The organism is Pseudomonas putida (genome assembly GCF_028682175.1).
GTDB lineage: Bacteria > Pseudomonadota > Gammaproteobacteria > Pseudomonadales > Pseudomonadaceae > Aquipseudomonas > Aquipseudomonas putida_AD.
Map to the genome: position 1 here is coordinate 49,076 of NZ_JANHKS010000002.1, position 12,883 is coordinate 61,958.

The window sequence follows — 12,883 nt, forward strand, 5'->3', positions numbered from 1 at the left end:
GATTGGGCCTTGCGTGCCGATGAACTTGCCAGTTCGCCCTCGCCTTCAGGCAAGATAGACCCCTTCAAGAATCAGGGAAGATGCCCCCCATGTCCGCTTCGCTCGACCTCGCCGCCACCCAGATCCGCCACGCCGTCCGCGCCGCCACCGAGGGCCTGGTTGGCCGTGAACAATTGGCCGAGTTGATCGTGCTGGCGGCCGTCGCCCAGGAGCACATCCTGGTGGTCGGCCCGCCCGGCACCGCCAAGAGCGCCGTGGTGCGCCGGGTCGCGCAGTCCATGGGCGGGCGTTATTTCGAGTACCTGCTGGGGCGCTTCACCGAGCCTTCGGAGCTGTTCGGCACGGTGGATCTGAAGAAACTGCGCGAAGGCACCGTGGAAACCGACATCAGCGGCATGCTGCCCGAAGCCGACATCGTGTTTCTGGACGAGGTTTTCCTGGGTTCCACCGCCATCCTCAACACCCTGCTGGGCGTTCTCAACGAACGGCGTTTCCGCCGCGGCCACACCCAGGTGCAGTGCCCGTTGCGGGTCTGTGTCGGCGCGGCGAACGGCCTGCCCGACGACGAGTCGCTGGCGGCCTTCGGTGACCGCTTCCTGCTGCACCTGTTCGTCGATGCCGTGCCCGACAACCAGCTCGAAGCGATGCTCGCCGGCGGCTGGCAGTCGGAGCAGCGTCCGGTGCCACAGTTGCTCGGCCTGACCCAACTGGACACCCTGGGCCAGGCGCTCAAGGACGTCGATCTGGCCCAGGTCCGCCCGGCGCTGGCCCAGGCCATTCGCCGGTTGCGCGAGGCCGGCATTCAGCTGTCGGACCGGCGCATCGTCAAGTCTCAGCGCCTGATCGCCGCCGCAGCGCTGTTGCGCGGGCAGCGCCTGGCCACCGAAGCCGACCTCTGGCCGCTGCTCTACGTGCTGCCGACCCGGGAGATCCAGCAGCACGGCCGTGAGGTGTTGCAGGACCTGTTCGCCCAATGCAGCAACAGCCACCTGTTCAGCGCCGTGGAGGAAGCGACGCTGCAACCCATGGCGCGCCTGCATCGTCTGCTTGAAACCGCCGAGGATTACCTGAGCCGCAGCGAACCGCCGGCCAGCCCGTTGCTCGAAGCGCTGCTGCGGGAGATCGATGCCAATTTCAACAGCCAGACCATCCCTGCGCGCCTGCACGAGGCCCGAGGTCGCGTGGCCCACCTGCTGACGGCCCAGGCATGACGAACATGGCCAGCGCCCCTGCCATCGACTGGAACTGGCGGGCGCGGCGCGAGCCCGGCCAACCCCAGGCGGCGGTGGCCTGGGGCGAAGCCTGCGCACGCCTGCACGCAAGGCTGCTGCGCATGCCCGAGGAACAGACCGCGCGCCTGCAAGCCACCGCCAACCACGATGTGCTGATCGTCACCGCAGATGCCGTTGACCTGCCGTGGGTCGAGGGCGTCGAGTACGCCTGCGCCGAGCCCGCCGCGCCCGGCCTGTGGCTGCCCACCAGTTGGGAACCCGATGTGCCACTGGATCTGATAGGCCAGGCGCTGCTCGACCGATTCGCCCGCGCGCCGCTTCTGCTGTGGCATGCACCCGCCGTGGTGCTGCCGCTGGACCGATGCCTGCCTGTCACGGCCCTGCATCTGCAACGCATTCATGACGGGTGGGCAGGTCGCTGATGCAATTACCGCAATCCCTGCAACCCTGGCGCGAATGGCTGCAATGGTTCACCCCCGGACAACTGCCCCTGCTGGCGGACCTCTTCGCCCGCCTCAATCCGCTGCTCGGCCCGTTGCGCGGCATGCACCAGGGCGGCGTGCCCGAACCCGACGGCCTGGGCGACCTGCAGCGTCGTGGCCCCTATGAGCGCCTGCTGACCAGCGAGTGGTTGCTGGCCGAGGAATTGCCCGATGAATTCCTGCGTCGGGCGGCGGTGGGCGAGCATCTGTTTCTGGCGCCGCAATACCGCACCCATCAGGCCAATCGCATGATTGTCGTGCTGTTCGATGCAGGCCCCCTGCAACTGGGCGGACCGAGGCTGGTGCACCTGGCATTGCTGATCCTGCTTGCCCGCCGTGCCCGCGAAGCCGGTGCAGAATTGCGCTGGGGCATCCTGCAGGACAGGCCGCACCTGCATGAGTTCAAGGACGCGGCACACCTCAAGCAATTGCTCGACGCCCGCACCTACCACACCGTCAGCGATGAACACTGGCACGGGTGGCGCAACTGGCTCGCGGAACAGGCGTACGACAGCGGCGAACGCTGGCTCGTCGGCCAGCGCCTGCCCGCCACCGATGCCAGCACCTGTACCCATCGGGTGCACATCCAGCGCAGCCTCGACGGCCATAGCCTGACCTTCGCGGTGCAAGGCGGCACGGCGCGGGAAGTCGCCCTGCCCAACCCCGAGCCGCGCATGGCGCTACAACTGATCAAAGGCGAGTTCGACATCGCCCGGCAGATCGCCCGCACAGCGATCAAGGCGCACATTCCTCGGGTCGCGTTGACGCTGGCACCGATCATTGCCAACAACGGCAGCCATGTCGCCCTGAAAATGCTCGACGAGCCGGGTCTGGTGGTCATCAAGCTGCCGGCACCACGGCAGAAAAAAACCCTCGACGTGCGCCAGACTCACTGGAGCGCACGGGGCACGCCGCTGGCCATTACCTTCCCGGGGCGCATGCCCGGGGCGATCCTGAGCATGGATGAACAACTGGTGTTCTGGAACATGGCCGGGGTCAAGCACGTTCCAAGGCCAGGCCGCGAGCAACTGCAGGCGCCTGTGGGCACCGCTGCGCTGCTGCCGGTGATCTGGTTGCACAACGGCACCTATGGCCGAGTGTTCCTGCTCGACAACCAGGGCCATCTGGCGTTCTGGGTGATCGACAACGGCAAGCTGCCCACCCCGCACCAGCCCGGTATCACCCACTCCATGGCCGATAAGGTGGTGGGCATGGCCCAGGTCGACCGCAGCATGCTGGCCTATCTGCGCCTGGATGCCGGCAGGCTCTACGTGCACCGGATCAATCCCTGGCTCACCCAGAGCCAGGGCCATGTGGTCGGTACGGCCAGACAGGTCGATCAGGTACTGTTCCCGGCCAGTTCTCGCTGGGAGCAGGCCTTTGCCGGCTGCGCCTGGATGCGCCAGGTCGAGGATCAGCAACAGTGGCAACTGGTGTCGCCGGACGGGCAGACCGAACAGCTTGACCTCGCCCCCGGCTGGAAAGGCCTGGGGCTGCTGATCGACGACGAAGGGGTGTTTTCCATGGTCCTGACCGGCCCCATCCAGCGCACTGTCTCGCTGTACCAGCGCGGCGAGCAACACGTGCTGTTCACCACCAACGACACCATCGTACGCATCAGCTTCTGCCCGATGAGCGGGCTCATTGCCGCGCTGACCAAGGCCAGGGAACTGGTGGTGTATTCGGTGCGCACTGACCACCGGGTGTTGCAGATCATGTGCAATCAGACACAAGCGGATGCGGAGGACAACGCCCATGTCCGGACCTGACGCAGTCACCATTCGCCGTCCGGCGCTGACCGGCTACCAGCAGATCGAAGCACTGTGGTTTCCCGCCGAGCGCTTCAGCGAGCAGGAACGGGCTCGCCTGATCCTCGCCCACTGGCAGACCGGCGCACGGGCCTTTCGCTTTGCCGAGGGCGACCTGCTGCGCTTTCCCAAGGCCAGTCCGAGGCTGTGCGAGGGCCTTGCCGGCTGGCCGCTGATCCGCCAGGGCCGCACGCTCTGCTCGGCACGGCTGACGAATGAAGAAATCCAGCGCCTGGCCCACGCCGATGTCTGGCTGGTGCGCGGCACCCAGGTCAACGCCCTGTACCTGCGCGATGCCACGACCCTGGCGCCGGGCCAGTGGATCGACGTCAGCCAGTACGCCCTGCTCGACACCTATGACTGCCGCGAAGTGCTCCCCGAAGCCGAAACCGAGCCACTGGCCGTGCAGACCGACATCCGCGAAATCCTCGGCGATTCCCTCGCCCCGGTCAGCCCCGAGCGGGAGGCGGTGATGCGAGCGCTGCTCGAGCGCCAGCGCACAGCGACGGCAAACAGCAAACTTGCTGCCAAACCCACGCCCAACCCGGTGAATGCGCCGCAAGGCGCCGGCCTGATGAAAGACAGCATGGCCGGTTACGTCGCCGTGGCCGTGGGTTTCGGGCTCTACGGGCTGCACACTTACAACAATTCCCAGGTGAGCCCCGCGGGTTCTGCGGCCAGGGCGGTGAAGCCTGCGCGTGCGGCAGACCCATCGACATTCGATCTGGGCAGTGCGGTGTTCTGGACAATCGCAGGATCGCTGCTCCTGACGCTGGCGCTGATTGCGGTGCGCGCCTGGATGCGCCGCGGCGAGGCAGGCACCGCCGCCGTCAAAGCGACCGCCAAGGGCAACGCTGCACCCGCCGCCCGTCCTGTAAAACCTGGCATTAGGGCACGGGCATCGGGCAAGCCGCGTGGTCCGGCCAGGTGGCGGCGCTGGCTGACGCGCCTGACCCAGAACTCGCGGCTGTCGGCGCTGTACGGCAAGCGTCAGGCGGCGTATATGCAGCGCATGCTGGAGATGTTCGAGAATGGCGATCTGCAGGAAGCACTGCGCCACGCCATCCCGCTGGGCAGCGGCGATCCTGATGGCGGCCAGGCATTCGGCACGCCCACCCGGCGCAACGACCTGACCCTTTCGCAGCAGTCGGCGCCACGTTCGAACATGCTGTTCGAAGCCGATCTGGAAGGCCATCTGAAGAAGATCTACCGAGCCTCATTCGAGCGGCTGGACCGCGAGGGGCGCATCGAAGAAGCGGTGTTCGTTTTGGCCGAACTGCTCAGGGCCCGACAGGAAGCACTCGACTACCTGGAAAAACACCAGCGTCAGCAGCAGGCCGCCGACCTGGCGCTGGCCTGGGACATGCCGTCCTCGACCATCGTGCGCCTGCTGTGCCTGGCCGGGGACTGGCAACGGGCATTGCAGGTGGCGCGACGGGACAATGCGTTCTGCGACGCAGTGATCCTGCTCGAGAAGAAGTGGCCTGAAGCCGCTGCACGCCTGCGCCTGGAATGGGCGCTGGCGCTGATCGACAAAGGCCTGTGGCTGCAGGCGGTGGACGTGATCTGGAGCCTTGCGGCCGAACGCGAGCGCGCCGCGCAATGGCTGCTCGCCGCCGAATCCGCTGGCGGCAGCCTGGCCATTAGCGCGCTGGTCAAGCGGGCCATCCTGCTTCCCGACACCCTCACCCGCTACGAGGCCTTCGTCGACAAACTGCGCAACGACCCCGAGCGCATCACCGAACGCGCCACCCTGGCCCAGGCGCTGCTGGCCCACAAGACCCACAGCCCAGCGCTGGCCTGGCTCGCCGCCGCGACCGTGCGGGCCATGCTCTGCGATCAGGCCGGGCCGCAAGCGTATCTCAGCCAGAACCAGCTGCAAGCGCTGGTGAAGATGAGCAAGGACAAACTGCTGCAGGCCGACCTGCCCGGCAACGCCCTGCCGCGCAACAGACTCGCCAGCCTGGGCCTCGAACGGGCAAGCCAGCCATTGACCTTCACCGCGCCGGAGCCAGGCAACCGCAGCATCTCTGACGCGGTGCCGCTGCCCGACGGGCGCTTCCTGCTGGCGCTGGGCGAGGCTGGCGCACTGGTGGTCGACGCCAGCGGCAAGACGCTCTTTCACTTCCCGGTGCCGACCCAGGTCATCGTCCAGGGCCAGAGCCGTCAGGTTGCACTGGCGCTGGCCCGGCGCGGCGATGTCTGGCGCATCTGCAAACTGGACCTGGTCAATCGCAGCGCCAGCGACCTGGGGGTGCTGATGCTCGACGCCTTCGCCAGAACCTTCGACGGCACTGCCTGGACGGTGGGCCGAGGCGAACAGTTGCGCGTGGTGGACGTGGACCGCAAGTTCGAAACCCTCTGGCACGTCAGCGACCTGCCGGGGAAAGTGGCCTACATCCGCGATGACGAGCGCAACGAGTCAGCCTTGCTGCACACCGGGCAAGAGAGCCTGATCTGGCACTACCGCCTGCCCGACCGCCGCCTGCTCAGCCGAGAGCCGACGCCTGCCAGGCATCAGGCCCACAGCGCCCAGGTGTTCAACGCGGCTGGCCGCACCACCGAATACTGGATCAAGTACGCCGCCGACAGCGACCCGGTGCTGATGGTCCACGAAAACGGCGCGAGCAAGGGCTATCGCTTGCCCGGCCTGCTTGAAGAGTCGGTCGACCCGCTGCACGTCTACCCGTTCGAGCAGTGGCTGGTGGTCTGCTACGGGGTCGGCGAGGATGACGCCCGCTGGCACTTCATTCACCGCAGCAGTGACCGCCTGTGCGCAGTTCTGCACTGGCCGCTGCACCATGCGCAACTGCGCTGTGTGGGCAATGAATGGGTGCTGTTCGACCATCAGGGCCGGCTGTGCCATATCGACACAGCCAGCGCCATCGCCCAGGGCCTGTCGGTGCAATGAAGCACCGACAATGACCTTGAGTCAGATCGCTGCAGCGTGGCCGGGCACGACCAGCGCCTTGAGGGCATTGTCCAGCGAGGCCTGCTGGGTGCGCGCGTAGATCTGCAGTTCATCCAGGGTTTCACGCCCCAGCGCCTGCTCGAAAGCGTCACGGTTGGACACCTGCGCGTACTGAGCCTGGGCGTTGTCACCCAGATTGGACTGGAAGATTCCGGCGGCACTGACCGGCAAAAAGTCCTCGTACACCAGCGGCTCACAGGCCAGACGCCCGCTGGCCAGCAGCGCCTCCACATCGGCAGACGCCTCGTCTCCGGCGCCCGCAGGCTCGACGGCACGGTAGCGGAAGAACGCCAGTCGCTCGCGACGCAGGGTGTCGTAATCGTCGGGGAACGCCTTGAAGACGTCGGCCAGCAATTCGCTGTAGCGCAGCGCGTTGGCTTCTGAAGGGAAGCCCCCCAGCGCCTCCCGCGCCTGACCCAGCAAAGAGTCGTACAGCGCCCTGCCCTCGGGCGTCAGCGCCACACCGCGCTGTTCAATCTCGCCAAAGCGCGCCGAGTGACTGCCCTGCTCCACGCCCTGAGCACCGACGAAATCGATGGCTTCGTTGAGCGCCTTGAAGCTGGTCTGGCGCAGCAGGATCGGGCACTGGCGTCGTGGCGGACCTTCGATCACAGCCTTGGGCGTGATGCCACGGGACGGCATGTCGGCCTGAACCTTGTCGATGTCCAGGGTGCGCGGCGTCAGGTGGTTGATGTGCGGCCCCTTGAACGCCACCACGTCGGCGATCAGGCGATGGGCACCATCCAGACGCTGATAATCGGCCAGGCTCACAGTGGCCTGCCCGTGCCAGCGGAAGGTTTCCAGCGCCTGGGTCACGAACTCGCTGGCAGCCGCCTCGGTCAGGCCACCTTCGCCCTCGGCCTGTTGGATCAACTCGATGACCCGCGGGGTGAAGATCTGCCGCGCCGCCAGGGTGCGCTCGGCGAAGGCGCGAAGCTGCGTGTCTTCGATCAGCTCCAGGCGCAGCAGCGAGGTGAATACGCGAAACGGGCTGGCGCGCAACGCCGCCTCCTCCACCGCGCGAAAGGCGGTGGAGTGCACGGGCACGCCCGCTGGCGTCAGGTCGTAATAGCCCACCGGCAACATGCCCATGACCGCGAACAGCCGGCCCAGGGTCGCCAGTTCTTCTGCGGTGCCGACGCGGATCGCGCCGTGTCGCTCAAGGTCCAGGCGCTCGATTTCTCCGGTATGGGTCAAGGTCTGGGCCAGCGAAGGCTGCGCCTGGAGCGTGCGGGCGTTGGTGTCGGCGACCAGTTGCATCAGGTCCCCGTACAGAGGCACCTCCTGCTGGTACATGGCGCTCATCGCCCGGGAAAAATCGGCGCGAATGCGATCAGGGGAAACGAAATTGCTCATTGGACGGTCTCCGCTCAGGCCAGTTGAGCCAGGCATTGTTCCAGGATATTCAGGCCTTCTTCGAGAATGGCCGGTTCGGTGGTCAACGGCGGCAGCAGGCGGATGATATGCCGCGCCTTGCCGCTGGGCATCAGCAACAGCCCGGCTTCACGGGCGCTGGCCAGAATCGCCGAAAGGTGTTGCGGCGCCGGGCTGCCGTCAGGGTTGACCAGCTCCAGCCCGCGCATCGCGCCGACACCGCTCAGGCGCCCGACACAGGTGAAGCGTTCTTTCCAGCGAGCATGATAGCGGGCGATCGCCTGCCCTTGCTCCTCGCCCCAGCGCGAGAGGTTTTCATCGGTCATCTGCGCAAGCGTTGCCAGCCCTGCAGCGCAGGCCAGCGGGTTGCCGGAATAGGTGCCGCCCAGCCCGCCCTTGGGCAAGGTGTCGAGCAGCTCCCGGCGACCGACCACCGCACCCAGCGGCACCCCGCCGGCCATGCTCTTGCCGAGCAACAACAGGTCGGGCTCGATCCCCAGGCGGGTGAAACCGAAGCGCTCGCCGGTGCGACCAAACCCGGACTGCACCTCGTCGATGACCAGCACGATGCCGTGGCGATCACAGAACCCGCGCAGGGATTTGGCAAAATCGGCGTCCAGGGCAAGGAAACCACCTTCACCCTGCACCGACTCGACGAAGATCGCACCGATTTCCTCGACATCGATCTCCACGCTGATCAGCCGCTCCAGCGCCTTGAGCCCTTGCTCGGCGGTGACGCCGGTGTCGACGCTCGGATATGGCAGGTGAAACACCGGCCCCGGCAGGCTGCCGACCTTCTGTTTGTACGGCGCGACCTTGCCGTTGAGGTTCAGGGTCGCCAGGGTGCGGCCATGAAAGCCACCGTCAAAGGCCACGACAGCGCCGCGGCCGGTGGCGGCGCGAATGATCTTCAGGGCGTTTTCCGCCGCTTCCGCGCCGCTGTTGGTGAGCATGCCGGACACCGGGTAGCTGACCGGAATGAACCCCGCCAGGGCGCGCATGTACGCGCCGTATTGATCGTGGGGCACGGCATTGAACGCGGCGTGGACCATGCGCCCGGCCTGCTCGCGAATCGCCTCGACCACAGCGGTGTTGCAGTGGCCCAGGTTGAGCACGCCGATACCGGCAATGAAGTCGATGTAGCGCTTGCCGTGGGTATCCCAGACCTGCGCGTTGCGGCCATGGGTCAGTTCCACGGGGTGGACGATGTTGATCGATTGGCTGATGCAGTCCTGATTCATGGCCTGTCGCAGTTCCTGGTGAAAGTGCGTCCATTCAAGCGAGGGCTGCCGGGCAAGACAAACGATAAATAGTCGCGGGCTCATTCCATTCATTCATGAAGTGCTGCAACCGTTCATCGCAGATTCGGCATTTTTTCAAACCTTTCCGCTGCGCCGGCCAGTCACAAGGATATTGCGATCGGCGAAGACGCCATCGCCCTGCTCCGTTTTTTCCAACGATGAGGCGTCATTCCAATGAACAAGAAACTGACCTGCTTGATGGCCATGACTGGCCTGACCTGTGTACTGGCAATGCCGGTAATGGCTGAAACCACGCCAGGCAGCACCTCCAGCGGCATGAGCAACTCGGCATCGACGTCGAGCGGCAAATCCACCTCGACGGATAAATCATCCAGCCCCGAAGGCACCAACGGCCAGGCCACCAAGGGCACTGCCCTGCCAGGTTCCGGTGGCGAAGCCGGTAGCGGCGGCAATTCGGGCTTCGGCAGCAAGACCTCAGGCGGCGAAGGCTCGCAAGACAGCAGCCGCACCAAAGGGCAATAGTGCCGCATCCACGCTGGCTGATCTGGTCAGCGTACAGGGCGCAAACTGCCTGCCGTATCACAGGCCTGCCACTGGCCGACAGCACGCGCCCTTGCCATTGATCCCCTCAAGCCACCCGATAGATGGCAGAATCCCCATGACTTGATGGTTATGGAGACCCGTATGATTCGTGTGTTTGAGCGTTGGCTCGACCCTTTTCCGCCTGACGAGGTGCCACCGCCCCCCGTCGGCCTGGCCCGTTTCCTCTGGGCCTGCACCCGTGGCGCCCGGGGTTATATCCTCGCACTGGCACTGCTCAGCGCCGGGGTGTCGATCTACGAAGCCTGGCTGTTTTCCTTCCTCGGACAAGTCGTCGACCTGCTTTCGGCGTGGCAGAACGGCGGCGATTCAGGCGGCCAGGAAAGCCGCGTGTTGTGGGGCATCGGCCTGGTCCTGCTGACCAGCGTCTTGCTGGTTGCACTGCGTACCATGGTTCAGCACCAAGTGCTGGCGATCAACCTGCCGCTGCGCCTGCGCTGGGATTTCCACCGGCTGATGCTGCGCCAGAGCCTGTCGTTCTTTTCCGACGAATTCTCCGGCCGGGTGACCACCAAGGTCATGCAGACTGCCCTCGCGGTGCGCGAAGTGCTGTTCACCGTGATCGAAATCGCACCCGGTATCGGCGTGTATTTCATCGCAATCATCGCGCTGGCGGGCGGCTTTGCCCTGAAACTGATGCTGCCGTTTTTGGCCTGGATCGCCCTGTTTGGCGTGGCCATGTGGTACTTCGTGCCGCGTCTGGGGCAGGTTGGACAGGAGCAGGCCAATGCACGCTCTTCGATGACCGGGCGCGTGTCGGATGCCTACACCAACATCACCACGGTAAAACTGTTCTCCCACTCCAAGCGCGAGGCGCATTTCGCCCGTGCCGCGATGGAAGATTTCAAACAGACCGGCTTTCGCCAGATGCGTCTGGTCAGCCAGTTCGAAATCGTCAATCAGGCACTGGTGGTCGCGCTGATCATGGGCGCTGGTGGCTACGCGCTGTGGCTGTGGCATCAGGGCGAAGTCGGTACCGGTGCGGTCGCGGCGATCACCGCCATGGCGCTGCGCATCAACGGCATGTCGCACTGGATCATGTGGCAGATGACCTCGCTGTTCGAGAACATCGGCACCGTCCAGGACGGCATGGCGACCCTGACCCGCGGCCCCAAAGTGCAGGATGCCGCTGACGCCACCGAACTCAAGACCACCGGCGGCGCGGTGACCTTCGACAAGGTCAGCTTCAACTACAACGGCGAACGCCAGGTGCTCAACGACCTGAGCCTGAGCATCCAGCCGGGGGAGAAAATCGGTCTGGTGGGCCGCTCCGGCGCGGGCAAGTCCACACTCATCAACCTGCTGCTGCGTTTCTACGACGTCAACAGCGGGCAGATCCGCATCGACGGCCAGGACATCGCCCACGTGACCCAGGACAGCCTGCGCGGCGCCATCGGCATGGTCACCCAGGACACTTCGCTGCTGCACCGCTCGATCCGCGACAACATCGCCTACGGCCGGCCCGACGCCACCGATGCGCAGATCCGCAGCGCCGCCGCCAATGCCCAGGCCGATGGCTTCATCGCGCAACTGACCGACAAGCAAGGCAACAGCGGCTATGACACCCTGGTCGGCGAGCGCGGCATCAAGCTCTCCGGTGGCCAGCGTCAACGTGTCGCCATCGCCCGGGTGATGCTCAAGAACGCGCCGATCCTGCTGCTGGACGAAGCCACCAGCGCGCTGGATTCGGAAGTGGAAGTGGCGATTCAGGAAAGCCTGGATGAGATGATGCAGGGCAAGACGGTGATCGCCATCGCCCACCGCTTGTCGACCATTGCGGCGATGGATCGGCTGATCGTCATGGATGACGGGCGGATCATCGAACAGGGCACCCACGCCCAGTTGCTGGAGAAGAACGGCGTGTATGCGCGGCTCTGGCAGCACCAGAGCGGCGGGTTTCTGGGTGAGGATCAAGGGGTGGCCGAAGCGGTGGAATAGTAGCGCACCGCAGTACGCTGCCAGGATGTGCGCCTCAGGCCTGGGCGGTGGCGGCGGCAGGATAGTCGCTGTAACCCTGGGCGTTGCCGCCGAACAAGGTGGCAGGGTCCAGGGACGTCAGCGGCAGGTCATGTTGGAGACGCTTCGGCAGGTCAGGGTTACCGACGAAGGCCCTGCCGAATGCCACCAGGTCCGCATAGCCCTTTGCAATCACCCACTCGGCGCGGGCGCGGTCATAGTTGCCGGCAACGATGATCGGACGGGTGAAGCGTTCCCGCAGCGCCTGGCGGAACGACTCGGTGAACACTGGCGCATCGTCCCAGTCGGCTTCGACCAGGTGCAGGTAGCCGATGCCCTTTTCCTGCAGATACTGCGCGGCTTCAAGAATGGTCGGCAGAATGTCCGGGCAGTCCATCCCACGGGCGGTCAGGAACGGCGCCAGGCGAATCGCGGTGCGCTCGGCTCCGATTTCGTTGCTGATCGCATCGATCACTTCCCGCAGAAAGCGCAGGCGATTGCTGCGCGAACCACCGTATTCGTCGGTGCGGGTGTTGGAGGTGGTGCGCAGGAACTGGTCGATCAGGTAACCGTTGGCGCCGTGCACTTCCACACCGTCGAAACCGGCGTCGATGGCGCGGCGGGCGGCCTGACGGAAGTCATCGACGATCTGCGCGATCTCGTTGCGGCTCAGTTCCCGGGGCGTCGGGCAATCGACCATGGCGCCGAGCCCTGTGACCGGGTCGACTTTCCAGATTTGCCCTTCAAACGGCACCGCCGACGGCGCCACCGGCAGCTCGCCCTGATGGAAATCGGGGTGGGACATACGCCCCACATGCCACAGTTGCAGGAAAATCCGCCCGCCTTCGGCGTGTACCGCCTGGGTCACGCCACGCCAGCCTTCGACCTGGGCATCGCTGTAGATGCCGGGGGTGAATGAGTAGCCCTTGCCTTGAGGCGAGATCTGGCTCGCTTCGGTGACGATCAATGCCGCCGAAGCGCGCTGGGCGTAGTACTGAGCATTCAGCGCGTTGGGCACATCGCCGGGCTGGCTGCTGCGAGCGCGGGTCATGGGCGCCATCACGACGCGGTGAGCGGCGTTCAGGCCGGCGAACTGGATGGGGGTGAATAACGAAGAAGGCGTTGTCATGGTGGGTTTCCTGAGCGAGTGAGAGGTGATGGGCTCAGTCTGCAATCAGGTACAGGTTTTGATAATTTG

The 12,883-nt window shown here is 65.5% G+C and carries 9 protein-coding genes; 6 read left to right on the plus strand and 3 right to left on the minus strand.

Annotated features, from left to right (window positions below):
• Positions 1-89: 89 nt before the first annotated feature.
• The 4 genes from NPS29_RS01800 to NPS29_RS01815 are packed head-to-tail and all read left to right on the plus strand — an operon-like array spanning position 90 to position 6,433.
• Positions 90-1,211 (plus strand): AAA family ATPase, encoded by a 1,122-nt coding sequence (locus NPS29_RS01800; RefSeq protein WP_274130351.1) that lies wholly within the window; start codon positions 90-92, stop codon positions 1,209-1,211.
• A gap of 5 nt (positions 1,212-1,216) precedes the next feature.
• A complete protein-coding gene (locus tag NPS29_RS01805) occupies positions 1,217-1,654 on the plus strand; it encodes a hypothetical protein (protein ID WP_274130353.1) in 438 nt (145 codons plus the stop codon).
• Complete coding sequence (locus NPS29_RS01810) at positions 1,654-3,483, plus strand: hypothetical protein (protein WP_274130355.1); 1,830 nt, start codon at positions 1,654-1,656, stop codon at positions 3,481-3,483. Before NPS29_RS01805 ends, NPS29_RS01810 begins: the two co-directional genes overlap by 1 nt.
• Positions 3,470-6,433: a bpX6 domain-containing protein gene (locus NPS29_RS01815; RefSeq protein ID WP_274130356.1), complete on the plus strand. Its 2,964-nt coding sequence runs from the start codon at positions 3,470-3,472 to the stop codon at positions 6,431-6,433. The genes NPS29_RS01810 and NPS29_RS01815 overlap by 14 nt, the downstream gene beginning before the upstream one ends.
• Positions 6,434-6,454: 21 nt before the next feature.
• Here the strand turns inward: NPS29_RS01815 and hglS are convergent, their stop codons facing one another.
• Together hglS and NPS29_RS01825 are read right to left on the minus strand one after the other, a co-directional pair.
• Complete coding sequence (gene hglS / locus NPS29_RS01820) at positions 6,455-7,849, minus strand: 2-oxoadipate dioxygenase/decarboxylase HglS (RefSeq protein WP_274130357.1); 1,395 nt, start codon at positions 7,847-7,849, stop codon at positions 6,455-6,457.
• 14 nt (positions 7,850-7,863) lie between these two features.
• Positions 7,864-9,108: a 2-aminoadipate transaminase gene (locus NPS29_RS01825; protein WP_274130359.1), complete on the minus strand. Its 1,245-nt coding sequence runs from the start codon at positions 9,106-9,108 to the stop codon at positions 7,864-7,866.
• A gap of 234 nt (positions 9,109-9,342) precedes the next feature.
• Between NPS29_RS01825 and NPS29_RS01830 the strand changes: the two genes are divergently transcribed.
• Positions 9,343-9,651 (plus strand): hypothetical protein, encoded by a 309-nt coding sequence (locus tag NPS29_RS01830; RefSeq protein WP_274130361.1) that lies wholly within the window; start codon positions 9,343-9,345, stop codon positions 9,649-9,651.
• 162 nt (positions 9,652-9,813) lie between these two features.
• Positions 9,814-11,667 carry an ABC transporter ATP-binding protein gene (locus tag NPS29_RS01835; RefSeq protein ID WP_274130363.1) on the plus strand — a complete coding sequence of 618 codons (1,854 nt, stop codon included), beginning with the start codon at positions 9,814-9,816 and terminating at the stop codon, positions 11,665-11,667.
• A 34-nt stretch (positions 11,668-11,701) separates the two neighbouring features.
• Here the strand turns inward: NPS29_RS01835 and NPS29_RS01840 are convergent, their stop codons facing one another.
• A complete protein-coding gene (locus NPS29_RS01840) occupies positions 11,702-12,814 on the minus strand; it encodes an alkene reductase (protein ID WP_274130364.1) in 1,113 nt (370 codons plus the stop codon).
• Positions 12,815-12,883: the final 69 nt, after the last annotated feature.